This is a genomic window from Microvirga sp. HS2 (genome assembly GCF_055792805.1).
In genome coordinates, this window is sequence record NZ_JBVVAJ010000001.1 from 192506 (window position 1) to 216865 (window position 24360).

Below are 24360 nucleotides of genomic sequence, written 5' to 3' on the forward strand. Positions count from 1 at the left end.
TCGAGCGTGATCGCAACAATCGACGAGGCACGCCGCGCTCTCGGTCTTCTCGGTATCGAGGCGGTGCTGGCCCTCGCGGAGCGGGGCAACGTTGTCCTGGATCCTTTCTCCACCCTCATTGCGCCCATGCGCGGATCGGAACAGGAAACGTGTTCTATCCCTGCGTGACCCTTCATTGCTCGGTTCCCGGCGCGCTGCTCATCGGCGACGGCAACACGTTCCATTCGAACACCTGGCTTGCCGCCGAAACGGGCACGCTCACGATCGGCGGCTTCAATCTTTTCGGAGAAGGCGGAGGCTTCACCGCAAAGGCCAACCGCCCAGGCGCGCGCATCGCCATCGGGGATCACGGCCGCTATCAGGGCGGCGCCTCGGTCTTCGGCGACACCACTTTGGGATCCGGCAGCCAGCTCCTCGGCCCGATCGCGGTCGACACTTGCACTCTCGCCGCCGGCGGATCGTTCCGCGATCCGGACCCCGACCGCCGCGGCGCCCTCCTGAAGGGCCACGGCACGGCCCGCAATCTCCGCCTCGGCACCGGGCAGGTCATCGCGGGGAGCGGCGTCTTCCGGATGGAGGATGTGAAGCCGCAATCCTTCTTCCACCCGAAAGTCGCGCAGCCATGAACGGCACCATGGACATCGCTCCCGTCAGCCTGGGCCTCGGTCTCCTGTCCATCGGCCGGGCGTGGGGCTATCGCGAGGGAAAGCCGCCGACGGAGGAGGATGCGCTTGCCCTCCTCCATCACGCGGTCTCGCAAGGGATCACGTTCTTCGACACGGCCCCGGCCTACGGTACCAGCGAACGGATTTTCGGGAGCTTTCTGAGAAGCCAGGGAGCAGGGGCCTCGCAGCTCACCGTCAGCACGAAGATGGGCGAGCACTGGAACGCCGCGGAGCAGAGCGGCTTCACGGACCATTCCTACGATGCCCTGTGCCGGAGCCTGGACAGGAGCCTGGAGCGGCTCGGGCGCATCGACCTCCTCCAGATCCACAAGGCGAGCGCGGCGGCTCTCGCGTCGAAGGACGTAGAGCGAGCCATCGCCTATGCGCGGTCCAACGGCGTCGCGACCTTCGGAGCCAGCGTCAGCGATCTCGATGCAGCGCGCCTTGCCTGCGCATCGGGAGCCTACGCCGTCATCCAGCTTCCCTACAACCGGCTGTCCCCGAACATGGCGCCCGCCTTTGCCATGGCGCAGGACGCGGGCATGCGCGTGCTGGTCAACCGCCCCTTCGACATGGGCCGGATGATCCCGGACGAGGCCGGCGACAGAGCGGGCCCTCTGAGGGAGGCCCTCGCCTTCATCCTGGAGCAATCGTTCAAGGGCGTCATCCTGACCGGGACGCGGTCGCCCCGGCATCTCGACGAATCCCTCGCCGCCTTCCAGGCGGCTTCCGGGGGCTCATCGAACGGAAATCAGGGCGATTCGCTCAGATAGGGCCTGAACACGGCGACTCATGAAGCGGCGAAGGGACCCGTCTGTGATCCCGCATGCGGGAACAGCGAGGAGTCGGGGCGTGTTTCCTTCTTCTCTCCAGGCAGCCGTCGGGATCCGCTTCATGAAAGCCCTTCTCGCCTCCCTCACCCTCGCGAGCCTGTCGACAGGCGTCATGGCGCAGCCATACGCCACAACGCTGAACATGACATGCGCACAGGCCCGACAGCTCGTCGCGTCCCGAGGAGCGATCGTTCTGCATACGGGACCCACGACCTACGATCGCTACGTTCGCGACTCCAGCTTCTGCAGCCGTCCGCTCACGGCACGACCCGTCTGGGTCAGAACCGCAGACGTCGCCCAATGTCCCATCGGAGGAATCTGCACGTCGACGGATTCCGAACCCGGGAATTAGCGATGGTGAGCGTCGCCCCACAAGTGCCGATCGACCGGATACTCCTGAAGACGGGCTTCTCCCGGAGCAAGGCATTTTCGGTCTATGCCCTTCGAGACCACGCATCCTGGGCTTTCACATGGCGCATCAGGTCCAGCTCTTCGGCTTTCTAACCCTTGGCTTTATCGTCCTGAGCGTCGTCTGGCTCCCTGTTTTCCTGCGCAGATTTCCCCTGAGCATGCCGATGCTCGCCGTCGCGTTCGGCTATGCCTTCTTCTTTTCCATGCCGGCTGGACGATTCTTCGCCACCTACAGCAAGCTCGCCGAGGTCCTGCTGGAATTCGTCCTCGTCATTGCTGTCATGGGAGCGGGCCTGAAGATCGATCGTCCGTTCAGCCTCAAAACCTGGTCGAGCACCTGGCGTACGCTCGGGCTCGGCATGCCGCTGTCCATCGCCGCGATTGCCGCCTGCGGCCTGTGGCTGCTCGATCTTCCGCTCGCAACGGCGATCCTGCTCGCAGGCATCCTCGCGCCGACCGATCCCGTTCTCGCGTCGAACGTGCAGGTCGGCCCGCCGGGAACCGGCGAGGAAGGGGAGGTTCGATTCGCGCTGACTTCTGAGGCAGGGCTGAACGACGGTCTGGCCTATCCCTTCGTGACCCTGGGCCTCGTTCTTCTCAAAGGCTCAGGCGAGCCCGGATGGTTCGGGCATTGGATTCTCGTCGACGACCTTTGGATGATCGGCGCGGCCATCGGTCTGGGACTCGCCATCGGCCGAGCCGTCACATGGATCAACCAGCATCTTCCGGAGCAGTTTCGCCTCTCCCAATCCAACAACGGCCTGGCTGCGGTCGGAGTCGCGCTCCTCGTCTACGGCGCGGCGGAGGTCACGCGGTGCTATGGGTTCGTGGCCGTCTTCACGGCAGCCGCGACGATCCGCAACACGACGAAGAACATCACCTATACCCGCGACATTCACAGCTCGGCCGAACAGATCGAGCAGCTCGTCTCGATCCTGATCCTGACCTTGTTCGGCGGCGCGCTCGCCGAGGGGGTGATTGCCTCGCTCTCGGCAAGCGAGGTCGTCTTTGCGCTGATGGTTCTCTTCCTTCTGCGCCCGCTCGCCATGCTCCTCGCCTTCATCGGTTCCGGACGCCCGATGCCCGTGCGTCTCGCAATCGGCTTCTTCGGCATCCGGGGGCTCGGCTCGCTCTACTACACGGCCTACGCGATCAATGAAGGCCACGCGGCGGATCCGGAGCGGCTCTGGAGGATCACAGCGCTCGCCGTGCTTCTTTCGGTCTTCGTCTATGGGATCAGCGCCGGCCCCGTCATGACCCTTCTCGACCGGCTCAGGAAGCAGCATGGCGGATGATCGCTCTCGGCCGAGAGCGATCACGCGGCCTCAGGGATCCGGCATGAACGGGATCAGCGCCAGTCCGCAGACGAACATGATCGATCCGAGCCAGAGGGGAACGGCCTCGGTAATCAGAAGAGCCCGTGCCCATATCAGGCTCCATCCTGCGACGGTGAGCAGGAGGGCGAGCGCCGTTACCCAATCGAGCTTCCCGAGCCGGGAGAGACACCAGACCCACAGAGTCCAGGGACCAGGGCGGTCAGTGCGGGCGGTCCTGTCTTCGGCCAAGGGCATGATCGATCGTTCCTCCCTATTGCAGGGTATAGAGATAGGCCGCGATGTCGCGCGCCTGCTGGTCCTGCAGCCCCATGTTCGGCATGGCGTTGCCGGGAACGATCCTCTGCGGGTCTCTCAGCCACGTGATCATGTTGTCCGGCGTGTTGCGCAGAAGCCCCGCCACATAGATCCGGCGCCCCATCATGGTGAGCGGGGGTCCGACGAGCCCGTTCGCGCCGGTGATTCCGGGAATGGTGTGGCAGGATCCGCAACCGACCCGGGCGATCTCGGCGGCTCCGCGCCCAGGGTCGCCCCCGAAACTCGTCGGAGAGGCTGTCATGCTTGCAGCGGATGTCTCGCCCGTAACCTCCTCGCAGCCGGAGACGAGGAGAAGCAGAGCCAAGGTCGACGTCAGGGCGGCGATCCGGTGCATGTTGGCCACGGCGCGCTTCTCGGCGGCACGCAGCCACAGCACAAAGAGGATGGCGATGGCGGCCATGTAGACGAAGCCCGCCGGGATCCACATGATCAGGCCTGCCAGATGCTGATCCTCCAGGAGAGTCAGCCCCCATCGGGCGGCTCCTTCTGCGTGCACGGGATAGAAGGCCCGCGAGGTCAGGACCATCAGCGCGCCGGGCAGAGCGCTCAGAATGGCGGCGGTGGCGACGAAGAGCAGCGTCGCCCCGTAGTCGAGGCGCCGGCGCCCGGAAGGCTCGATCACCACGGACCAGAACGCAAAGGAACTGACGAAGAAGCAGAGATGCTCGAGAATATGCACTGACTCGCTCTCCAGCGCCCAGGTGTAAGGTTTGGGCAGATGCCAGAACGCGAAGAGACCGCAGAACCAGATCCAGACCGACAGCGGCGCCGTGAGGAGCTTGAAGAAGCGTCCCAGGCCACCGCGCCCCCAGAGCCGTCCGAGCGTCTTTCTTCCGCCGCGCGGCAACGCCCAGAGAAAAACGATCAAGGGCCGCGACCATACGAAAAGCGGCGCGGCGACCAGCATGAGAGTGAGGTGCTGGAGCATATGTCCTGAGAAAAGCTGCTCGCTCACCGTGCCGAGAGGCGAGAGCAGCGCCGCGACGAGGGACGCGATGCCGCCTGCGAAGGCAAGGATCTCGGCCCGCCCGATGGGATGCCGGGAGCGCATCCGCGCCTTCATGGTCCGGACGCCGAGCGCATAGAGCGCGGGTGCGAGCGCAAGCGACGCGACGATCCAGCCCTCGCCATTCCAGGACAGGCTGCCGTCCGGGCGGAAAGCATGGGCGCAGGCGGGTTGCGCGATCGCGCAGGCGGCGGCCAGGAGCGTGGGGAACCTCAACGTCCGCATAGGGGCACCGAGAAGACAGCGATCGTATCGAAGATGATGGCGATGGCGAACCAGACGCCGGACCAGATGCCCCACACGGCGAGAAAGCGCGTGCGGCCTTCGCCCGCCTGCAGCAGACGGTGATGATCGCCTGACGCCTCCTCGCTCGTTCGCCGCCAGTTCCTGTAGGAGATCGCCGTTCCGGCGCAGGCGATCGCCAGGGCGGCGATGTTCACGGCGACGAGAACGGCCATCACCCACTCCCACCCGGGAAGCACCGTCGCCCGCAGGAACTCGCGGGGGAAGCAGGCATAGCTCGCAAGACCATAGTTCACGAGCAGTTGGATGCTCCAGGCGGCCGGAGGAGCGAGAAGGCCGGTCCAGAGCAGGCCCATGCCGACGGCGCCGCCGTGAGGAGCGGGGTGCTCGATATGGTAGGCCTTCATCACGGTCTCGGGCATGGCTCACCCCAGATATGGTGTGATGTAGAGGCTGAAGAACACGGTCAGCCAAACGGCATCCACGAAGTGCCAGTAGATCGCCCCGATCGAGACGGGCGCGTTGCGCTCGGCATCGAAATAGCGCATGAGCGACCAGACGAGCAGGGCGAGAAGCATCACGAGGCCCGCGATCACATGCGCCATGTGAAAGCCGGTGATGGTGAAATAGAGCGAGCCGTAGGAGCTCGACGAATACGTGAACGGCTTGTCCTTCCACTCGAAGAGCTGGATCGTCACGAAGGCCGCACCGAGGATGAAGCCGCCGAGCAGCCCGAGGAGCAGCTGCCCTCGCGCGCCCCGCTTGGCGCCGCGCTCGCCCCACCAGACGGCAAGGCTGCTCACGAGCAGAATGATGGTGTTGGGAAGCGACAGCCGGAATTTGGGCAGTTCGCTCGGCAGCCACTCGCGCCCGTATTGGACGGTGAAATAATAATAGCTGAAGAGCAGGTAGGAGAAGAGCGCACCCTCCGTCATGATGATAGTCAGCATGCCCCACCAGCCCGAAGCCTTGTGGCCGATGCTGCCGACGGGCAGCGGCTCGATGCGCGTGGACCCAGCCTGGAGAACAGCGTCGCTCATCAGTGCCACCTCGCCGTCTGGCCGAGCGTGGGCTCGGGCCACAGCCATATCAGGATGCTCATGAACACGAGCCAGGCGCAGATCCCCGCGAACACCCACCAGTGCAGCAGAAGGCCCGCGAAACCGGCCGTCATCACGATGGTGAGGACGAGCGGCGTGTAGGAATCCTCAGGCAGTTTCAAAATGGCGTCGGGCTCGGCATCGAGGGCCGTCGTCGCGAGCATCTCCTTCCCGTCGTCGAGGACCAGGCCGCGATGGACGGACGAATGCCCCATCCCTTCGGCCAGCCTGTCCTCCCACAGCGGGTGGCGGCTCGCGACGGCGGGAATGACGGCGAAGTTGTATGGCGGCGGCGGGGATGGAATTGCCCATTCGAGCGTCGGCCCGTCCCAGGGATTGGGTCCGGCGACAGCGCCGTGGCGCAGGCTCACGACGATGTTCACGAGAAGGAGCAGCACGCCGACCGCGAGAACGAAGGCTCCGATGGAGGTGGTCAGGTTCACCGTGTCCCAGCCCATGCCCTCCTGGTAGGTGTAGATGCGCCTCGGCATGCCCGCGAGACCGGTCCAGTGCATGGGCAGGAACGCCAGATTGAACCCGATCAGAACGGTCCAGAAATTCCACTTGCCCAAGCGTTCGCTCAGCAGGCGGCCCGTCATCTTGGGGAACCAGACGTACAAGCCGCCCATCACCGGAAAGAGATTGATGCCGATCAGCACGTAATGAATGTGCGCCACGACGAAATAGGTATCCGTGAGCTGACGGTCGGCCGCGACCGAGGCCGTCATCACGCCCGACACGCCGCCGATCACGAACATCGAGATGAAGCCAGCAAAGAACAGGAAGGCCGTGGTGATGACGGGCCGACCTGTCCAGATGGTCGCGATCCAGGCGAAGACGGCGACGGCGCTCGGAACGGTGATGACGAACGACGCGCCGCTGAAGAACGACAGGGCCAGGAACGGCAGGCCGGTGGCGAACATGTGGTGCAGCCACACGCCGAAGCCCATCACCATGGTGGCGACGGTGCCGAGCACGACGACCGTGTAGCCCACGAGTGGACGGCGGCAGAAGATCGGCAGCGCATCGGAGACGATGCCCATGGCCGGAAGCACGACGATATAGACCCACGGATGCGCGAAGAGCCAGAAGAGGTGCTGCCACAGCAGCGGCTGCCCGCGCGCGCTCGGATCGAAGAAGTGGGTTCCGAACTGCCGGTCGAGCCAGAGCATGAAGAAGGCGAGGCTCACCGCCGGCATCGACAGAAGAATTCCCACCGACGTGGTGGTGGTGCCCCATGTCAGGATCGGGAGGCGGTTGATCGACATGCCCGGAGCCCGGGTCCGCAGGACCGTGACGAGGAAATTGATGGCGCCCGCCGTGGTCGAGATCCCGAGCAGGATCATGCCCAGGGCATAGAAATCCATGTTAGGGCCGGGATTATAGGGCTTGAGGGCGTAGGGCGGATAATTGAACCACCCGTCATTGGGCGCGGACGCGACAAGGAAGCTCGCATACATGAAGAGCCCGGCTGCCAGATAAACCCAATAGGAGAAGGCGTTGAGGCGCGGGAAAGCGAGATCGCGGGTGCCCAGAATCAACGGGAACAGATAGGCGCTGAAGCCGGTCAGAACCGGCTGCGCATAGAGGAAGATCATCGTGATCCCGTGCATCGAGAAGAGCTGGTCGTACTGCTCCGGCGTCAGCACATGCAGGTTCGGCTGGGCGAGCTGCACGCGCATGACCAGCGCTTCGATGCCGCCCAGGATCAGGAACACGAACGACGTGGCGATGTAGCGGATGCCGAGTTCCTTATGGTCCACCGTGGACAGCCATCCGCCGAGTCCGGGCTTCGTCTTCCAGATCCGCTCTAGCTTCGACCCGACTGTCGATTCGTCGTCGGCGGTTCTCATTCCGGGAGAGCGTTCGTATGTTCCAACCGCCACGGGGTCTCTCCCTATTTCTGCGCCTCGAGATAGGTGCGGATGCTCGCAAGCTCCGGGCCCGACAGATCGAGATTGGGCATGAGATTGCCGGGCTTCATGGTCTGCGGATTGGCGATCCATCCCGAAAGATAGGCCGGATTGTTCGGCAGGGTGCCTGCCGCGATGGCGTTCCGGCTCATCAGATGAGACAGATTGGGGCCCAGCCGTCCGCCGGCGCGCGTGCCGCGGATGCTGTGGCATGCGCCGCAGCGCAGGACGAACAGGGTTTCCCCCTGCTCGGCCTGCTGGCCTGCGGGCGCGGCGGCGGGCTGAAGCTGCCTGTCCCACCATGACTGAAAATCGGCCGGTTCATCGGCCACGACGATCAGCCCCATATGCGCATGCTGCTGGCCGCAATATTCCGAGCACTGGCCGCGATAGATTCCCGGCTGCGACGCCTCCAGCCACTGGCTGTTGGTCTGGTTGGGGATCAGATCGACCTTGTCGCCGAGCGCCGGTATCCAGAACGAATGGATCACGTCGACCGTGGTCAGCCGGAACTCGACCGGCTCTCCCACAGGGATGTGGATCTCGTTGGCGGTTTCGAAGATGCGCGAGCTGTCCTTGCTCATGTAGCGCACGTCCCACCACCATTGATGCCCCCGCACCTCGATCGTGACGGCAGGATCACGGGGCGGCCGGTTGACGGCCGCCATGGTGTAGCCGTTCCAGACCATCGCCCCGATGAGGGCGATCGTGGAAACGCCGACGCCGATATAGATCCAGGCCAATCCATTGCCATGCTCCCCGACGGGCTCCCGGCCCGCCGCCGACGCAGGCCTGGGCGAGCGCCGGATCAGGATGCCGACGAGCACGAGCGCGCTGGTGATCACGACCACGACGATCGACAGGATCAGCAGCCCCCAGATCAACGTCGTGATCTGTTCACCCTTGAAGCCGCCGAATGTGCGCAGATACGTCATCGGCGCATCGGCTCGCACGTGCGAGGGCAAGAATGTCAGGACCAGGGGAGGCGTGGCCAGGAAGGCGATGTGCCTCGCCCGCCCTTCCCTGAAACGGGCGCGTTCCCTATTTCGCGCTGTTCGGCTTCTGGCCATTGCTGAACGCCTCGGTGTGCTCCCAAGGATTGACGGTGCTGACGTATTCCGCGGGCACTTGCTCGATCTGCGGCATCTGTGGCGACACGGTCTTGCCCCATTGCTGGGAGGGTTCCCGGCTGATGCTCCGGACATAGGCAACGAGATCCCAGATGGCGGTATCGGGCAGCATGCCGCCCCAGGATGGCATGCCGCGCGGGCGGCCCTGGTAGATGGTCAGGTAGATCTGCGCCGGCTCCGAGCCGTAGATGAAGGTGCTGTTGCTGAGTGACGGCCCCATCCCGCCGGCGCCGTTGGGAGCATGGCACCCGACACAGTTGAACGCCCGGAAATACTGCATGCCGCGCTGTGCCGCCTCCTGGCTGTCGCCTACGGGACTTTGAAGACTGGGTTTGATCGGCACGTTGCCCGGAAAGAGGCGCGAGACCGGCGTCGCGAGGAGCTTCGCCGCTCCGCTCGCGCCCGTGTAGGATTGCGTCGGCACGCCCATGCCGAGCGTGCCCTGCCCCTGCTGTGGCGACGACGACTGGGGAGGCTTGGGTTCGGGGGTCTCAGCCGGATTGGGTTCCGTCGGCAGCCCGACCGCAGGCGGGGGCGCCTGCGGGGGTGGAGGCTCCGGCTGCTGAGCCGAAACACCTGCGGCCCAAGAGATCAGCCCGAAGAGACCCAACAGGAGCACTCGGCCGATATCCGTCATCGGTCCGATGCCGCTCATCCGAAAGAGCCTTGCCTTCGATGAACCGACCATCCCGACCTCCCTGAAGTCGATCACTGACCGGACCCGTTTTGCTGCGCAGGAGCCGCAGGAGTTGGAGTGGGTGGGGCAGTGGGAGCTACGGGTGCAGGTACGCCTGCAGGGGCCGCACCCGTACCGCCGGCCTCGGCCTTTGGCGGCAACGCGAAGACCAGGAGTGAGCTGCCCCCCACCGTATGGGCTGGCAGATCCTGCATCGCGCCCGTGAACCCAAGCGCTCCGTTCCTCACCCGCGGATCAATCTCCGCGTTGGCCACCACGCCGGGCCATCCACCGACGCCGGACATGATGGCGACGTATTGCACGCCGTCGTTGCCCATGTAGGTGACCGGTTGACCGATGAAGCCCGATCCGCCGCGGAACTGCCATAGGACCTTGCCGCTCTTGGCGTCCACGGCCTTGAGCCAACGGTCCATGGTTCCATAGAACGCGATGTCGCCCGCCGTCACCAGCGCTCCGCTCCAGACGGGAAAGCGTTCGGTGATGGCCCAGACCTTGGTCTTCTTGACCGGATCCCAGGCCATGAACTCGCCGCGATGGCCACCCGGCCCCGCATACATGTCCACCGTCGCGCCCACATAGGGCGTGCCTGTGATGTAGCCGGCCTCTCCCGTCTTGAAGGTGGCGCAAAGATGCTGATGCGGCACATACAGGAGCTTCGTGCGCGGCGACCAGGCGCTCGGCTGCCAGTCCTTCGCACCGGGCGGCGCGGGGCATACGTCCTCGACAATCTTTCCGAGGGTCGGCTCCTTCTCGTGGTTCGGCTCAAGACGCCCAGTCTTCATGTCGACGCCCTTGTAGACCGTGACGGTCTCGTAGGGCTCCGCTGAGATCACCTCCCCGTTCGTCCGATCCAGCACGAACATGTAGCCGGTCCGGCCCGGATGGATGAGCGTCTTGCGCATCCTGCCGTCAATCTCAAGATCGATGAGAACAGCTTCATTGACACTGTCATGATCCCAGAGATCGTGAGGGGCGGTCTGGTAGGCCCATTTCGCGGCTCCCGTGTCGATATCGCGCGCGAACACGGTCGCGGCCCAGAGGTTATCGCCGGGCCGCTGATTGGAATTCCACGGGCCTGGATTGCCCGTTCCGTAATAGACAAGGTTGAGCTCGGGATCGTAGGAGAGCCACCCCCAGACGGTTGCCCCGCCCGTCTTCCACCCATCGGTCGGCCAGGTCTTCACGCCGAGGTCCTTGCCCCTCATCCAGTCGTAACGGGGCTTGAAGTCGGGGCCGATGAGCACGTCCGAATCCGGCCCTGTTCCATAGGCGCGCCAGACGATCTTTCCCGTATTCTCATCGAGGGCGGTCAACCAGCCGCGAACGCCCATTTCACCGCCGCTGTTGCCGACCAGGACCTTTCCCTTGGCCACGAGCGGCGCCATCGTCACCGTCTCGCCGAGATTGATGTCCCCGAGCGTGGCCACCCATAGCTCTTTCCCCGTCTGCGCGTCGAGAGCGACCGTGTGGAGGTCGAGCGTGTTGAGAAAGATCTTGCCGTTGTCATAGGCAAGGCCCCGGTTGACCACGTCGCAGCAGGCGACGCCTTCCGCGGCAGGATTGGGCTTGGGCGCATACCACCACTTCAGCTCACCCGTTGTGGCGTCGAGCGCAAACACCCGGTTCGGATAGGGACCGGCATAAGGCGCCACCACGTACATCGTGCCGTCAACGACGAGAGGAGCGGCTTCCTGCCCACGGTCGGCGCCGACTGAGAACGTCCAGGCGAGCTTCAGTTGCCCGACATTGCCGGCATTGATCTGGTCGAGACCGCTGAAACGCGTCGCGGCGTAATTCTTCATCGCCATCGGCCACTGCTTGTCGTCCTGCGACAGGGCAGCGAGGTCGGGTGCGGATTGGCCGGGGGGAGACTGCGCCAGCGAAGGGCCGAGCGGGCACCAAGAAACAGCGAAAGCCAGCAGGAGAGCCCTCCACGTGCCGAGAGCCTCGAACTGCTTGGATGGCGCAAATTCTCGCATCTGCGCTCCCCTGGTGTGTTTGATGTCTTGAGGCAAACGCCAAGCGTGCGGATCCCTATCCGCAGTCATATCTCTCGCGTTGGAATTCAACCTTACGAGGAGAGTATTGTTCCTGTCGAAAACGGGGTAGCGGACGACCCGCTGCCCCGGTCCAGGATAGCGGTCTCTCAATCGGTTTCCGCATAAGCGTTCCGCCGTCTATTGACCCGGATCGCTCATCATCCACATCCCTCCGAGGAGGTGCGATCAATGGGTGATGCCGCATTCGGACGCGTGCTGTCGGCGATTTGCGCGATCCCCGCGTTGGTCCTGTCCCTTTGGCTTTCATGCGCCTCTGCACAGGCGGGTGGAGCGGGTCGCCCCGCCGTCGTGGAGAATATCGAGAGCGGGTATGGCGGCTTCTTCGTTCTCACGACGTCCGATGGGCAGAACTACGATATTTTTCAGCGCGTCGAGAGCAGCCAGGGAATTCCGCCGGAGGCCAATATCGCCTGCATGATCAACGAGTGCCTGCTCGAGATCGCCGCGATGCCGCGGTCCATCGTGGCCCGATACAGCGACGAGGCCAGCAACATCGGCGGGCTGCGCCAGCGTCTGAGCGGCATCCGCGATGCCTACTCGGCCATGCGGATGGCCTCGCCCGACAACCGGCCCGCCGCCATCGACGCCTGGCATGAGGCCCTGACGCGTCTGACGCTCTGTCTCGAATCCACCGAGCCGTGCCGGTGATTGGGGCGATGCGATCTCATCGCCTCTGCCCTACCCCCTCTGGCTGAGCCGAAGACGGGATCAATCGAGCACCTCGTTCGTTCTAGACACAGGATCACTCCGGCCCGCGCAATGATTGTGTTTGCCGCGCATGGGGAGCCCCTCATGACTGCCGTGCCCATTGCCCAGTCTTCAGGTCCAATGCCAAGGTCCTTCCTGCTGCCGGTGCTCGTCGGATGGTTCATGACCGCCGCATGCGGCGGCGCTGCTTTCGCCCAGGGACAGGAAAGCACAACCTCGACCCAGGCCCCGCACACGAGCCCGCATCCCCCTCCTCTTCTTTCCACGGAGGACGTGGCTTCGGTGCCCTCCGGCAAATCCGTTCAGGGCGAGCCGCTCCCGCAGGACATGCGCTCCCGCGCGCCGGACGTCTTCGGCATGGCGGGGCCCGTGACGATCCCGCAGGTCCAGCTCGCCTGCGATGCCATCCAGGATGAAACGGCGCGGAGCCGATGCGCGGGCCGTTCCAGTCCCGCCGCGCTGCCGAAGGGATTTTCCGAGTAGAGCCGTCCGACGTCAGCCGTTCCGACACGGAGCCGAGCATGAGCGACATCTCCCGCCGTAATCTTTTCCGCGCAGCAGGCGTGATCGGCGCGAGCGCCGCCCTTCCCGCGGAACTCAAAGCCCAGCCTCGGCAAAGCCCGCCTCATCCTCCTGCGCGGCAGCAGGCGCAGCCCAGGCCGGCTAAGCGCGCGCCCTACCGGTTCTTCAACGCCCTCGAGGCCGCTTTCATCGAATCCGCCGTCGACAGGCTGATCCCGCCCGATCCGCAATGGACCGGCGCCGTGGGCGCGGGCGTGCCGAATTATATCGACCTTCAGCTCGCGGGCGCTTACGGACAGGGGGCGCGCCTCTACCGTTCCGGTCCGTGGGAAACCGGACTCCCGAGCCAGGGCTATCAACTCGCGCTCACGCCCGCGCAGCTCTACCGCACCTCGATCACGAGCCTGGACGAGCAACTGAAAACGCGTGCCCCAACCGGCGCGAAGAATGCGCCCGCTTCCGCTTTCTCCCGCCTCGGCCCCGACGATCAGGACGGGGTCCTGCGCGATCTCGAAGCCGGCAAGATGGACCTGTCCGGCGTACCGTCGGACGTGTTCTTCGAGACTCTTCTCGCCAACACCATCGAGGGCTTCTTCTCCGACCCCATGTATGGCGGCAATCGCGACATGGTGGGCTGGCGCATGATCGGCTTTCCCGGCGCCTACGCCACCTATCTCGGCATTTACACCGACCACGGCCAGCGCTTCACGCGCGAGCCGATGTCGATCGCGCAGTCGAGACAGGAGCATCACCCCATGCCGGGAGGATTGCCCGAGTTCAACAGCGGAGTGCATCGCCGTGGCTAGAACCCTTCCGTCCGTCGATGTGGTGTTCGTCGGGATGGGCTTCACCGCCGCCATCATCGCCCGCGAACTCAAGGACAGCAGCGTCAAGATGGTGGGCCTGGAGCGAGGCCGCGCGCGCAACACCGTGCCGGATTTTCAAAGCCCGAGCATGCACGACGAACTCGCCTTTGCGGTGCGGCACGGGCTCATGCAGGACCTGTCCCAGGAAACGGTGACGTTCAGGAACACGCCGGACCAGAAGGCTCTCCCCATGCGCCAGCTCGGCTCGTTCCTGCCCGGCACGGATCTCGGCGGTGCGGGCGTGCACTGGAACGGACAGACCTTCCGGTTCCAGCCCGAAGACTTCCGCATGCGCAGCCATCACGAGGAGCGCTACGGACGCGACTTCATTCCGGAGGAACTGACGATCCAGGATTGGGGGCTGTCCTACGAGGACCTGGAGCCGCATTACGACCGGTTCGAGTATCTGCTCGGCGTCGGAGGCTATGCGGGCAATGTCGGCGGCGAGATCAGGCCCGGCGGCAATCCCTTCGAGGCAAAACGCAGCCGCGATTATCCCAACCCGCCCACGGCTCCCGCCTATCTCGGCGTGCTCTTCGCCAAGGCCGCCATGGAGCTCGGCTACAGCCCCTATCAGGTGCCCAGCTCCAACATGACGCGCGCCTACACCAACCCCGAAGGCGTGCGGCTCGAACCCTGCATGGTGTGCGGCTATTGCGAGCGTTTCGGTTGCGAGCACTTCGCGAAATCGAGCCCGCAGACGACATTGCTGCCGGTGGTGCTGCAGCAGGCGAATTTCGAGCTGCGCACGAATTCGCACGTGACGCGGGTCAACCTGACGCCGGACGGCAAGTATGCGACGGGCGTCACCTATATCGATCTCACGACCGGACAGGAAACCGTACAGCCCGCCGAGCTCGTGGTGCTTTCGGCTTTCGCGTTCCACAATCCGCGGCTCATGCTGCTCTCCGGCATCGGCAAGCCCTACGACCCTTCCACGGGCGAGGGCAATGTCGGGCGCAACTATGCCTATCAGACCATGGGGTCCGTCTCGCTCTTCTACGACGAGGACGTCGAACTCAACCAGTTCATGGGCGCGGGCGCATTGGGCACCGTGATCTCCGACTACGTGAGCGACAACTTCGATCACGCGAAGCTCGGCTTCATCGGCGGCGCCTATATCTGCGCCTACACCACGGGTGCGAGGCCGATCGAGTATCATCCCGTTCCCCCGGGAACGCCGCGATGGGGCCAGGAATGGAAGCAGGCCGTCGCCAGGCACTACAACCATTCGGGCGGCCTTCAGGTGCATGGTCAATCCTGCGCACGGCGCACGAACTACGTCGACCTCGACCCCACCTACAAGGATGCGTTCGGTCAGCCGCTCCTGCGGATCACGTTCGATTTTCCCGAGAACGATCTGCGCATGTCCCATTATGTGACATCCCGCGCGGGAGAGATCGCCGAGCGCATGGGCGCACGCCAGATCGTCGTCAATCCACGCACCGCGCCCTACTCGGTCGTGCCGTACCAGACGACGCACAATACGGGCGGCGCGATCATGGGAACGGACCCGAAGACGAGCGCCTGCAACCGCTATGGACAGAGCTGGGATGTGCCGAACGTTTTCGTGACCGGCTCGGCCCTGTTCCCGCAGAATGCGTCCTACAACCCGACGGACACAGTCGGAGCGCTCGCCTATTGGACGGCCGATGCGATCAAGAATCACTATCTTTCCGCCCCTGCCGCTCTGGTGCAGCCATGAGACCGGCCTTCCTCCTCGTCGCCGCGTCGGCGGCATGCCTGCCGGTTGCAAGCGGCGTCCGCGCCCAGGCTCTTTCGGCTCCCGACCCGCAGCGCGGCGCAACCCTTGCCGCTCAGGGCAACCCGAACGGAGCCGCGCCCTGCAGCCAGTGTCACGGCCCATTCGGCGAAGGCAATTCGACGGGGCCGTTCCCACGGCTGACCGGCCAATCCGCCGCCTATCTGTACAAGCAGCTGCAGAACTATGCCGACGGATCGCGGCCCAACGATTTCATGACGCCGATCGCGCAGGCGCTCTCCGAGCAGGAAAGGCAGGATGCGGCAGCTTATTACGCGGGCCTGCCGAACCGACTGGCGGCTCCGGGTCAGCTGCGCCCCGACATGGAAAAGCGCGGGCATGATCTTGCGCTGAGCGGCATTCCCTCGGTCGGGAACGGCGAAGTCGGGGTGCAGGCCTGCGGCAATTGCCATGGGCCGGACGGAGTCGGGGAGCCTCCCCTTTATCCCGGGCTCGAGGGCCAATGGGCCGGATATGCATCGGGGCAGCTGTCGGCCTTCAAATCGGGAACGCGCAAGAACGACATGTCCGCCGTCATGCGGGAGATCGCCGGAAAATTGACCTCCGACGATATCGACGCCGTATCGCGCTATTACGAGAGCATCCGCCCTCGCGAATCCGCGCGCTGATCCGCCGTTCGTGAAGAAGCACTCCCGCATGGGCGAAGAGCGTATCCGTCCCGGGTTTCGCGATGGGAGCTCCAGGACCTATTCGGCCGCCATCGGTCGCGTTGCGCCCTTCCCATCCCCGACAGCCCTGCCCGCGCGCGTGAGGACGGCGTGGTGTAGCCGGTCGAGGTGGCGCACGGACCGAAGCGCCTCCAGCATGGGCCCGCAGATCAGCCGCTCTCCGCAAGGGTCGCGGTGGCACACCGGATCCCAGAGGCCCATCGGCGTCCAGATGTCGGGGTCGTGCCATTCCGGCATGCCGAGGATCGGGTAGAGGCATGCGCCCCGGATCGGAACGCGCTCGCGCAGGAGGGCCTCCGATTCCTTCGCGACTTCGTGCAGCCAGCGGGCGCGATTGTCGCCGATATGGCTGGTCTCCGTGATCATCACCTCTCCCCCGTAACGCTCCCATACGGAGCGAACGAGATCGCCCAAGGACCAGCGCCGCGAATCGTCGTCGGCGAGCGGCGGAATCACGCCATCCTCGCGCGCGAGACCGCCCCATTCCCACTGGTTCGTCCAGTAGTAATTGATGCCCACCACATCGAGATGCTCGCGGCTGCCGCCGAGTTCGGGCAGGAGCGCCCCGCACAGCATGTCCCAGCTCTGGAACACGAGACGCTCGTTGAAGTCGCGCACCTCGTCCTCCAGGTGCGGACGATCGAGCGGGCAGGCCACCCGGCACAGGGGATCGACATTGACGATGCGGGCTTCGGGGCAGGCCGCCCAGAGGGCGTTGATACCCTCGATCGCGGTGCGGGCGAGCGCGACCTTCAGATCCCAGCCGCGCCCCGTCACGTGGGGTGCAAACAGCCCCTTCTCTCCCCCGGCATAGGCCATGAACGAGGGTTCGTTCACCGGAGTGAAGGCGCAGGTGCCCTCCGTGCGCCGGGCGATGTAGCGGCCGATGGCGTAGCAATAGTCGGAGAAGCGCTTCGGAAAATCCCCGCTCAGGGGATCGAGCTCCCGCGGATAGCCGTAATGGAAGAGATCCCAGATCACCTCGACGCCGTGGCGCCGCGCCGCCGCGACGAAGGGCTCGACCGTCGAGAAGTCGTAGCGCCCCTTGCCCCGATCGACCAGCGGCCACCGGATGGTCTCGCGCGCGCCGTGAAGCCCGAGCGCCGCGAGCTGCCGATAATCCTCGTCGACGGTTCTGTCGTGTCCCGTCGCGACGACCTGGTCGAACCAGTGTCCATGGCGGTTATAGCCTGTCGACCCTTCGAAGCCGGCAAGAAAGAAGCTGCGAAACATTCTGCATTCCTCTGTCTTTTCACCGCGATGCGGCTACAGGAGCCGAAGCAACCGACAGCATGCCGACAGCTTCAATCCCGCCCCTTGCGAGCTTCCGGTAGGCCTCCATTGCGGGCGTTTGCACCCGGCGCAGGGGATCCTCCTCGTCCGGAACGATGTCCCACAATCCCATCGGAGCCAGATGGTCCGTCACCGGGCGGCGGCCTTGGCGATAGGCCCATGTGACGAGGGAGAACATCGGCCACCAGGTATATCCCACGAGCGGAACGCCTTCGGCGCGCAGCTGCCGCGTCGCCGCGACCGAACGCTCGAGCCAGTCGAGCCTGCGGCGCAGAGAGCCCATGGAGGCCGTCTCCGAGATCATCAGCGGCACGCCGTACCGCTCGAAGTAGAGACGGCCGAGACAAATCACGAGATCGGCCCCCGCGTAAGGCATGCGGATGCGAAAGCGCCCCCCGGCATCCCGCAGCAGCTTCTTCTGCGTGAACATCGGGTAGAGATTCAGGCCGATGACCGGAAGCGCGACGGCATGATCGTGGAACCAGGCGAGGTCGGTCTCGCGCGCGCCATTCTTCAAGAGCCAGGACCACAGCGGATGACGCTCGCCGATCCGCCCCGAGACGAGATCGAGGGCGAGGAAGACGATCTCCTGCCGAAGCTGGGCCTCGCTCTCAAAGATGGGGTCGTCCGTGTCGAAGAGATCGGTGGCGTCGACGAAATAGGGAACGATCTCCGGATCGACACTCTCCAGCGCCCTCACGGTCTCGACCATTCCCTTGGCGATCGCCAGCATCAGCGCCACGAAGCCGGGCCAGCTGCGCCGGAACGGCGGCCACCAGCCGAGGCGTCCGCAATACCAGCCTGTGATGCGGGGCTCGTTGAGCGGCGTGTACCAGGTGATGCGCCCGCGAAAGCGCTCCGCGAGGCGTGCCGCGTATTCGGCGACGAGCTTCGGATAGTCGGGATGGAGGAACGCGCCTTCGATCCAGGACGGCAGGCCGTAATGAACCAAGTCGACCTGAGGCTCGATCCCGAGTTCGAGCAGCCGCTCCAGGGTCTCGTCCGGAAATGTCCAATCCCAGATGTCCGGTTGGGGCTGGATGCGATGCCAAGGAACGCCGTAGCGGGCGCAGGGCACGCCGAGTTCGGCCATAAGGCCGAGATCGCTGTGCCATCGGTCGTAATGGCCCGTCAGTTCATATTCGTCGAGCGTCCTGCCGGTCACGGGATGCGGCGCGGTGATGAAGGTGTCCTCGATGCCGGTGGACCACCAGAATGCATCGGGCGCGGTCAAGCGGCGGAGCTGGGATCGTGACGGGAGCGCTTGGGTCATGCCGAGGCCATCCCTTGGGCGTCAGTGCTTCCACTGCAGCACAGCGGTTGGGCCGTGGACGAACCTCGGCCGCATGTGATCCAGCCTAGGAAACGGCTCCGGAGCGAGAAAGTTGCACCCGGTCCGCCGCTCAAGAACCTCCCCCGCCCTCGCGCGTTGGTTGGCGACGGAGCGTCGTTCCAGCGTTCAACCGCACGGTCCGACCACAGGGGAGGCAAGCCATGCCGAACCAGACTGATCCCTCCCGACCCGCACGGCAGGTCGGCGCCGATCGGGACACCCTCGGCCAGGAGGATCGCAACGGCGAAACAGGATGCGGAACTGCGCCCCCGCGCGAGGCGGATTCGGCTCGCGACAGGGCAGGCTCACAAGCACAGCCGGCGCAGCATCGCCTGACCTTGACCACTCCTCCCGCCGATCATCGCATTATGAAAGGCCGGTACTGACGGCCCTCAGGAACAGCGAGCAGACGAGATGAATGAGACGATCTCCCCGGCTGATCTTCATCCCCGCCCGCACCTGCGCCGCGATCGCTGGATCGATCTGTGCGGTCCCTGGGGTTTCGCCTTCGACGACGGCGATTGCGGGCTCGTCGAGCGCTGGTTCGAGCGGACGGAGCCTTTCGGGCACGAGATCACGGTCCCCTTCCCGCCCGAGAGCGAACGATCCGGCATCCACGAGACGGGCTTTCACCGGGTGGTCTGGTACCGTCGCGAAATCCACATCGACGAAGACGTCCGCCGAAGCCGGCTCCTGCTCCACTTCGGGGCGGTCGACTACAGGGCCATCGTCTGGGTCAACGGCCGCATGGCGGTCGAGCATGTCGGCGGACAGACGCCGTTCTCGGCGGATATCACCTCGCTGCTCGTCCCTGGAGACCCCCAGGTGATCGTCGTGCGCGCCGAAGACGAGCCGCGCGACCTACAGCAACCGCGCGGCAAGCAATACTGGGAGGAACAGCCCGGCTATATCTGGTATCATCGCACGACCGGCATCTGGCAACCGGTCTGGCTCGAACCGGTGCCGCGGGTGGCGATCGCGGAGCTCCGCTGGACGCCCGATGTCGACCGGTTCGGCGTAAGGCTGGTCCTCAGGCTGGACCGGCCGCCTCCCGAAGGCTGGCGCGTTCGCGTGCGGCTGCGGGGTGACCGGCCCACGCGCACATTGATCGACGACACATGCCTCCTGCCCAGCCGCGAACTCCGGCGCGATCTCCTCCTCGACATCAACGACGCGGCGATCCGCCGACGCCGCACGCTGCTCTGGGCGCCGGAGCATCCCAACCTCATCGAGGCCGCGATAGAGCTGCTCGACGATAGCGGCGCGGTCGTCGACCGGGTCGAGAGCTATTTCGGCCTGCGCCGGATCGAGGCCCGCGACGGGCGCTTCATCATCAACGGGATCCCGATCTTTCTGCGGCTGGTGCTGGCGCAGAACTACTGGCCCGACTCGCTTCTCGCCGCTCCGGACGCGGATGCGCTCAAGCGGGAGGTGGAGCTTGCTCAATCGCTGGGCTTCAACGGCATCCGCATTCACCAGAAGATCGAGGATCCCCGGTTCCTCTACTGGTGCGACAGGCTCGGCATGCTCGTCTGGAGCGAGGCCGCCAACGCCTACGTGTATTCGGACCGCGCGGCGGAGATGCTGACGCGCGAGTGGCTCGAGGCCGTCAGGCGCGACTATAATCATCCCTGCATCATCACCTGGGTTCCCCTGAACGAGAGCTGGGGCGTGCCCGATCTCGACCGTTCGGCCCAGCAGCGCGATTTCGTGCGGGCGCTCTATCACCTCACCCGGGCGCTCGACCCCACGCGCCCCGTGATCGGCAACGACGGCTGGCAGCATGCGGTCGGCGACGTGTTCGGCGTGCACGATTACGCACCCACCGGCGAGATGCTGCGCGAACGCTACGCGGATCGCGAAACCATCGAGCGCACGTTCCGCCATGTGCGCCCGCATCATCATCCCCTGCTCGGAGAAGGCGCCGAGATGACCGACGAGCCGATCGTCATCAGCGAGTTCGGCGGACTCGGATTCGTGCCCGAAGCCAGCGAGGACTGGTTCGGCTACGGCCAGTTCGCCAGCGCCGACGCGCTGCTCGCGCGCTACGAGGAACTCGTCGATGCTCTCCTGGCGTCCACCGCCCTCGCAGGCTTCTGCTATACGCAGCTGGCCGACACCGCCCAGGAGACCAACGGCCTGCTCACCGTCAACCGCGAGCCGAAATTCGACACCGAGCGCCTGCGCGCCATCAACAGCCGCCCCTCGAAGGCAGTGCCGAGCGAAATCCTGGATGTGCTGATCAAGCAGGAGGTGGAGCGGCGCCGGCGCGAGCGCGGCCAGGAATAATCCGGCCTCCATCGAACCGTGTCTCAGGTTTCCGCCTGCGCCGATCCGGCCGCTGCCGGAGCCCTCCTGAACGAATGCGCGAGCCACCTGGAGAAGCGGTCGAGATAGAGATAGATCACCGGCGTCGTGAAAAGCGTCAGGGCCTGGCTGACCACCAGACCGCCGACCATGGCGTATCCGAGCGGCTGCCGGATCTCTGCGCCGGTGCCCGCGCCGATCATCAGCGGCAGGCCGCTCAGGATGGCCGCCATCGTCGTCATCATGATGGGCCGGAACCGCAGAAGGCAGGCCTTGCGGATCGCCTCCTTGGGCGAAAGGCCTTCCTCCCGCTCGGCCTCGATGGCGAAATCGACGAGCATGATGCCGTTCTTCTTCACGATTCCGATCAGCAGGATGACGCCGATCAGGGCGATCAGGCTGAAGTCGACATGGAACAGCATCAGCGTCGCCAGCGCACCGAGGCCCGCCGACGGAAGCGTGGACAGGATCGTCAGAGGGTGGATGTAGCTCTCGTACAAGACGCCCAGGATGACATAGATGACCACGAGCGCCGCCGCGATCAGATACGGCGTGGACTGGGTCGATTGCTGAAACGCCTGGGCATTCCCCTGGAAATTTCCGATCAGCGCGCCCGGCGCCCCCATCTCCAGGCGGGCGCGCTCGATGGCCGCCGTCGCCTGCCCCAGGGCAATCCCCGGCGCCAGGTTGAAACTGAGGGTGACGGCCGGAAACTGACCCTGGTGGCTGACCGAGAGGGGGGCGACCGGACGCGTGGTCCACCGGGCCAGGACGGAGAGCGGCACCTGCTGCCCCGTCAGCGGCGAGCGCAGGTGAATCTGCTCCAGCGTCTCCGGATTGCCCTGCAGCTCAGGCAGGACCTCCAGGATGACGTGGTAGCTGTTGAGCTGCGTGAAGTATTGCGCCACCTGCCGCTGACCGAAGGCATCATAGATCGTATCGTCGATCAATTGCGGATCGAAGCCGAAGCGGGATGCCTGATCCCTGTCGATCTCGAGGGTCAGCGTGCCTCCATTCGTCTGCTGGTCGGTCGCGACGTCCTGCAGCTCGGGGAGCTGTCTGAACTTTTCGAGAAGCTTCGGAGCCCATTCGTCGAGCTCCGCGAGATTGGCGTCCTGGATCGTGTACTGGAACTGTGTCCGCGTCGGACGCCCGCCGACATTGATGTCCTGCGCCGCCTGCAGGAACAGGGCTCCACCCTGGACTTTGGCGATCTGCGGGCGCAGGCGATTGATGATCTGCGCAGCGGACGACTTCCGCTCCGGGCGGGGCTTGAGAGCGATGAAGACGCGGCCATTGTTGAGGCTCTGCCCTCCTCCCGAGCCGACGAACATAGCGACGCTCGCCACGTCGGGATCCTGGGCGATGATTCCGCCGAACGCCTGCTGAATCTGCGACATCTCCTTGAAGGAGACGTTCTGGCTGGCCTCGGAGATGCCGGTGATGAGGCCGGTGTCCTGCTGCGGGAAGAAGCCTTTCGGGATGATGACGTAGAGATAGACCGAGGCCGCCACCGTCAGGAAGAAGACGAGCAAGGTCAGGGCGGAGTGCCGGAGAACCCGGTCGAGCCCTCGCTCGTAGGCGCGCAGGATGCCGTCGAACATCGCCTCCATGAGCATGTAGAGGCGGCCATGGCGTGCATGCTTTTCGTCCTTCAGGAAGCGCGAGGCCAACATCGGCGCGAGCGTCAGGGACACCAGGGCGGAAATGGCGATGGTCATCGTCACCGTCACGGAGAATTCGCGAAACAGGCGACCGACAACGCCGCCCATGAGCAGCAGCGGAATGAAGACCGCCACGAGGGACAGACTGATCGATATGATCGTGAATCCGATCTCCCCAGCGCCCTTGAGCGCTGCCTGCATGGGCGTCATGCCACCCTCCAGATGGCGGACAATGTTCTCCGTCATCACGATCGCATCGTCGACGACGAAGCCGACCGCGATCGTGAGCGCCATCAGGGACAGGTTGTCGAGGCTGTAGCCCAGGACATACATCGCCGCCGCCGTTCCAAGGAGCGCCAGCGGCACCGTCACGCTCGGAATGATGGTCGCCCACAGGCTCCTGAGGAACAGGAAGATCACCATCACCACGAGGGCGATCGTCAACAGCAGCGTCATCTGCACGTCCGCCACCGAGGCGCGGATCGTTTGCGTGCGGTCGCTCAGGACATCGACCTTGATGCTCGGCGGCAGCGCAGCCTGGAGGCGAGGCAGCTCGGCCCTGACGCGGTCGACGGTCTCGATGACATTGGCGCCCGGCTGCTTGAACACGATCAGGAGAACCGCGCGGCGGCCGTTCGCCCATGCGGCTTTGAGCGTATCCTCGGGGCCGTCCACGGCCTGTCCGATGTCGCGGATCCGGATCGGCGCGCCGTTGCGGTACGCCACGATGACGTCGTTCCACTGGGCCGCGGCGGCGAGCTGATCGTTGCTGTAGATCGTGAAGGACCGCGTCGCCCCGTTGATGCTGCCCTTGGGACTGTCGACGGTGGATACGGCGATCTTGTCCCGCACGTCTTCGAGGGAGAGCCCCTTTGCGGCCAGGCGGGCAGGATCGATCTGAACCCGCACGGCCGGCTTCTGCTCGCCGCCGATATTCACCTGCGCGATGCCCGGCATCTGGCTGATCTGCTGGGCCATCTTCGTATCCGCGTTGTCGTCAACCTCGGAGAGGGGCAGCGTGTCCGAACCGACACCGATGATGAGGATGGGCGCATCGGCAGGATTGACCTTGCGATAGACGGGAGCGTTCGGCAGGTTCTTCGGCAACTGGCCGCTCGCCGCATTGATCCCGGCCTGAATGTCCTGCGCGGCCGCGTCGATATTGCGGCTGAGCTCGAACTGAACGGTGATCGCCGTCGTCCCGAGCGTGCTCGTCGAGGTGATCTGCGTCACGCCCGGGATCTGCGAGAATTGCCGTTCCAGAGGCTGCGCAACCGAGGACGCCATGGTTTCCGGACTGGCTCCCGGAAGAGCCGCGCTCACCTGAATGGTGGGGAAATCGACCTGCGGCAACGGCGCGACCGGCAGGAAGGGATAGGCGACGGCTCCCACGAAGAGGAGTCCCAGCATGAGAAGCGAGGTTCCGATCGGCCTGCGGATGAAGGGACCGGAGATGCCGCCGCGGCTGCCGGAGACGCCTTCTGTGCTCGGGCTATAGGCCATGGA

The 24360-nt window shown here is 65.0% G+C and carries 23 protein-coding genes; 12 read left to right on the forward strand and 11 right to left on the reverse strand.

What is annotated here, in order from left to right:
- The first annotated feature begins 6 nt into the window (after positions 1 to 6).
- The 5 genes from ACS5Q0_RS00880 (at position 7) to ACS5Q0_RS00900 (ending at position 3204) form a co-directional block, all read left to right on the forward strand.
- Complete coding sequence (locus tag ACS5Q0_RS00880) at positions 7 to 168, forward strand: hypothetical protein (RefSeq protein WP_473124710.1); 162 nt, start codon at positions 7 to 9, stop codon at positions 166 to 168.
- Complete coding sequence (locus tag ACS5Q0_RS00885) at positions 150 to 626, forward strand: AraC family transcriptional regulator (protein WP_473124711.1); 477 nt, start codon at positions 150 to 152, stop codon at positions 624 to 626. Before ACS5Q0_RS00880 ends, ACS5Q0_RS00885 begins: the two co-directional genes overlap by 19 nt.
- A gap of 8 nt (positions 627 to 634) precedes the next feature.
- On the forward strand, positions 635 to 1438 hold the full coding sequence (locus ACS5Q0_RS00890) for an aldo/keto reductase (protein WP_473124712.1): 804 nt from the start codon (positions 635 to 637) through the stop codon (positions 1436 to 1438).
- Between the two features lie 79 nt (positions 1439 to 1517).
- Entirely contained in the window at positions 1518 to 1850 is a 333-nt protein-coding gene (locus ACS5Q0_RS00895; protein WP_473124713.1) for a hypothetical protein, read from the forward strand.
- 118 nt (positions 1851 to 1968) lie between these two features.
- A complete protein-coding gene (locus ACS5Q0_RS00900) occupies positions 1969 to 3204 on the forward strand; it encodes a cation:proton antiporter (RefSeq protein ID WP_473124714.1) in 1236 nt (411 codons plus the stop codon).
- A 30-nt stretch (positions 3205 to 3234) separates the two neighbouring features.
- Here the strand turns inward: ACS5Q0_RS00900 and ACS5Q0_RS00905 are convergent, their stop codons facing one another.
- The 8 genes from ACS5Q0_RS00905 to ACS5Q0_RS00940 all read right to left on the reverse strand — a co-directional run bounded on the left by ACS5Q0_RS00905 (position 3235) and on the right by ACS5Q0_RS00940 (position 11629).
- Positions 3235 to 3480, reverse strand: a complete 246-nt coding sequence (locus ACS5Q0_RS00905; protein ID WP_473124715.1) for a hypothetical protein — start codon at positions 3478 to 3480, stop codon at positions 3235 to 3237.
- A gap of 16 nt (positions 3481 to 3496) precedes the next feature.
- Positions 3497 to 4792: a cytochrome c oxidase assembly protein gene (locus ACS5Q0_RS00910; protein ID WP_473124716.1), complete on the reverse strand. Its 1296-nt coding sequence runs from the start codon at positions 4790 to 4792 to the stop codon at positions 3497 to 3499.
- A complete protein-coding gene (locus ACS5Q0_RS00915) occupies positions 4780 to 5232 on the reverse strand; it encodes a hypothetical protein (RefSeq protein WP_473124717.1) in 453 nt (150 codons plus the stop codon). The genes ACS5Q0_RS00910 and ACS5Q0_RS00915 overlap by 13 nt, the downstream gene beginning before the upstream one ends.
- Positions 5233 to 5235: 3 nt before the next feature.
- Positions 5236 to 5850 carry a cytochrome c oxidase subunit 3 gene (locus ACS5Q0_RS00920; RefSeq protein ID WP_473124718.1) on the reverse strand — a complete coding sequence of 205 codons (615 nt, stop codon included), beginning with the start codon at positions 5848 to 5850 and terminating at the stop codon, positions 5236 to 5238.
- Positions 5850 to 7763, reverse strand: coding sequence for a cytochrome c oxidase subunit I (gene ctaD / locus ACS5Q0_RS00925; protein ID WP_473124987.1), 1914 nt, complete (start codon positions 7761 to 7763; stop codon positions 5850 to 5852). Before ctaD ends, ACS5Q0_RS00920 begins: the two co-directional genes overlap by 1 nt.
- Before the next feature lie 44 nt (positions 7764 to 7807).
- Complete coding sequence (gene coxB, locus ACS5Q0_RS00930; protein WP_473124719.1) at positions 7808 to 8758, reverse strand: cytochrome c oxidase subunit II; 951 nt, start codon at positions 8756 to 8758, stop codon at positions 7808 to 7810.
- 106 nt (positions 8759 to 8864) lie between these two features.
- On the reverse strand, positions 8865 to 9641 hold the full coding sequence (locus ACS5Q0_RS00935) for a c-type cytochrome (RefSeq protein WP_473124720.1): 777 nt from the start codon (positions 9639 to 9641) through the stop codon (positions 8865 to 8867).
- 20 nt (positions 9642 to 9661) lie between these two features.
- A complete protein-coding gene (locus ACS5Q0_RS00940; protein WP_473124721.1) occupies positions 9662 to 11629 on the reverse strand; it encodes a PQQ-dependent dehydrogenase, methanol/ethanol family in 1968 nt (655 codons plus the stop codon).
- Positions 11630 to 11878: 249 nt separating this feature from the next.
- Here ACS5Q0_RS00940 and ACS5Q0_RS00945 point away from each other — a divergent pair, with 249 nt between their 5' ends.
- The 5 genes from ACS5Q0_RS00945 to ACS5Q0_RS00965 all read left to right on the forward strand — a co-directional run bounded on the left by ACS5Q0_RS00945 (position 11879) and on the right by ACS5Q0_RS00965 (position 16197).
- Entirely contained in the window at positions 11879 to 12358 is a 480-nt protein-coding gene (locus ACS5Q0_RS00945) for a hypothetical protein (protein ID WP_473124722.1), read from the forward strand.
- A 144-nt stretch (positions 12359 to 12502) separates the two neighbouring features.
- Entirely contained in the window at positions 12503 to 12901 is a 399-nt protein-coding gene (locus ACS5Q0_RS00950) for a hypothetical protein (protein ID WP_473124723.1), read from the forward strand.
- Positions 12902 to 12939: 38 nt separating this feature from the next.
- Positions 12940 to 13746 carry a gluconate 2-dehydrogenase subunit 3 family protein gene (locus ACS5Q0_RS00955; protein WP_473124724.1) on the forward strand — a complete coding sequence of 269 codons (807 nt, stop codon included), beginning with the start codon at positions 12940 to 12942 and terminating at the stop codon, positions 13744 to 13746.
- Positions 13739 to 15511: a GMC family oxidoreductase gene (locus ACS5Q0_RS00960; protein ID WP_473124725.1), complete on the forward strand. Its 1773-nt coding sequence runs from the start codon at positions 13739 to 13741 to the stop codon at positions 15509 to 15511. Before ACS5Q0_RS00955 ends, ACS5Q0_RS00960 begins: the two co-directional genes overlap by 8 nt.
- Positions 15508 to 16197, forward strand: coding sequence for a c-type cytochrome (locus ACS5Q0_RS00965; protein ID WP_473124726.1), 690 nt, complete (start codon positions 15508 to 15510; stop codon positions 16195 to 16197). The genes ACS5Q0_RS00960 and ACS5Q0_RS00965 overlap by 4 nt, the downstream gene beginning before the upstream one ends.
- A 78-nt stretch (positions 16198 to 16275) precedes the next feature.
- Here the strand turns inward: ACS5Q0_RS00965 and ACS5Q0_RS00970 are convergent, their stop codons facing one another.
- Positions 16276 to 17490 carry a glycoside hydrolase gene (locus ACS5Q0_RS00970; RefSeq protein ID WP_473124727.1) on the reverse strand — a complete coding sequence of 405 codons (1215 nt, stop codon included), beginning with the start codon at positions 17488 to 17490 and terminating at the stop codon, positions 16276 to 16278.
- 19 nt (positions 17491 to 17509) lie between these two features.
- Complete coding sequence (locus tag ACS5Q0_RS00975; protein ID WP_473124728.1) at positions 17510 to 18823, reverse strand: family 1 glycosylhydrolase; 1314 nt, start codon at positions 18821 to 18823, stop codon at positions 17510 to 17512.
- A gap of 221 nt (positions 18824 to 19044) precedes the next feature.
- Here ACS5Q0_RS00975 and ACS5Q0_RS00980 point away from each other — a divergent pair, with 221 nt between their 5' ends.
- Entirely contained in the window at positions 19045 to 19269 is a 225-nt protein-coding gene (locus tag ACS5Q0_RS00980) for a hypothetical protein (RefSeq protein WP_473124729.1), read from the forward strand.
- A 28-nt stretch (positions 19270 to 19297) separates the two neighbouring features.
- Positions 19298 to 21172 (forward strand): glycoside hydrolase family 2 protein, encoded by a 1875-nt coding sequence (locus tag ACS5Q0_RS00985; protein ID WP_473124730.1) that lies wholly within the window; start codon positions 19298 to 19300, stop codon positions 21170 to 21172.
- A gap of 23 nt (positions 21173 to 21195) precedes the next feature.
- Here the strand turns inward: ACS5Q0_RS00985 and ACS5Q0_RS00990 are convergent, their stop codons facing one another.
- Entirely contained in the window at positions 21196 to 24357 is a 3162-nt protein-coding gene (locus ACS5Q0_RS00990) for a multidrug efflux RND transporter permease subunit (RefSeq protein WP_473124731.1), read from the reverse strand.
- Positions 24358 to 24360 lie beyond the last annotated feature (3 nt).

Excerpts from the sequence above, each read along its gene's own strand:
- ACS5Q0_RS00890 (WP_473124712.1), top strand. The coding sequence starts at position 635 with ATGGACATCGCTCCCGTCAGCCTGGGCCTCGGTCTCCTGTCCATCGGC.
- ACS5Q0_RS00900 (WP_473124714.1), top strand. The coding sequence starts at position 1,969 with ATGGCGCATCAGGTCCAGCTCTTCGGCTTTCTAACCCTTGGCTTTATC.
- ACS5Q0_RS00905 (WP_473124715.1), bottom strand. The coding sequence starts at position 3,480 with ATGCCCTTGGCCGAAGACAGGACCGCCCGCACTGACCGCCCTGGTCCC.
- ACS5Q0_RS00910 (WP_473124716.1), bottom strand. The coding sequence starts at position 4,792 with ATGCGGACGTTGAGGTTCCCCACGCTCCTGGCCGCCGCCTGCGCGATC.
- ACS5Q0_RS00915 (WP_473124717.1), bottom strand. The coding sequence starts at position 5,232 with ATGCCCGAGACCGTGATGAAGGCCTACCATATCGAGCACCCCGCTCCT.
- ACS5Q0_RS00920 (WP_473124718.1), bottom strand. The coding sequence starts at position 5,850 with ATGAGCGACGCTGTTCTCCAGGCTGGGTCCACGCGCATCGAGCCGCTG.
- ctaD (WP_473124987.1), bottom strand. The coding sequence starts at position 7,763 with ATGAGAACCGCCGACGACGAATCGACAGTCGGGTCGAAGCTAGAGCGG.
- coxB (WP_473124719.1), bottom strand. The coding sequence starts at position 8,758 with ATGACGTATCTGCGCACATTCGGCGGCTTCAAGGGTGAACAGATCACG.
- ACS5Q0_RS00935 (WP_473124720.1), bottom strand. The coding sequence starts at position 9,641 with ATGGTCGGTTCATCGAAGGCAAGGCTCTTTCGGATGAGCGGCATCGGA.
- ACS5Q0_RS00940 (WP_473124721.1), bottom strand. The coding sequence starts at position 11,629 with ATGCGAGAATTTGCGCCATCCAAGCAGTTCGAGGCTCTCGGCACGTGG.
- ACS5Q0_RS00945 (WP_473124722.1), top strand. The coding sequence starts at position 11,879 with ATGGGTGATGCCGCATTCGGACGCGTGCTGTCGGCGATTTGCGCGATC.
- ACS5Q0_RS00950 (WP_473124723.1), top strand. The coding sequence starts at position 12,503 with ATGACTGCCGTGCCCATTGCCCAGTCTTCAGGTCCAATGCCAAGGTCC.
- ACS5Q0_RS00955 (WP_473124724.1), top strand. The coding sequence starts at position 12,940 with ATGAGCGACATCTCCCGCCGTAATCTTTTCCGCGCAGCAGGCGTGATC.
- ACS5Q0_RS00965 (WP_473124726.1), top strand. The coding sequence starts at position 15,508 with ATGAGACCGGCCTTCCTCCTCGTCGCCGCGTCGGCGGCATGCCTGCCG.
- ACS5Q0_RS00970 (WP_473124727.1), bottom strand. The coding sequence starts at position 17,490 with ATGTTTCGCAGCTTCTTTCTTGCCGGCTTCGAAGGGTCGACAGGCTAT.
- ACS5Q0_RS00975 (WP_473124728.1), bottom strand. The coding sequence starts at position 18,823 with ATGACCCAAGCGCTCCCGTCACGATCCCAGCTCCGCCGCTTGACCGCG.
- ACS5Q0_RS00980 (WP_473124729.1), top strand. The coding sequence starts at position 19,045 with ATGCCGAACCAGACTGATCCCTCCCGACCCGCACGGCAGGTCGGCGCC.
- ACS5Q0_RS00985 (WP_473124730.1), top strand. The coding sequence starts at position 19,298 with ATGAATGAGACGATCTCCCCGGCTGATCTTCATCCCCGCCCGCACCTG.
- ACS5Q0_RS00990 (WP_473124731.1), bottom strand. The coding sequence starts at position 24,357 with ATGGCCTATAGCCCGAGCACAGAAGGCGTCTCCGGCAGCCGCGGCGGC.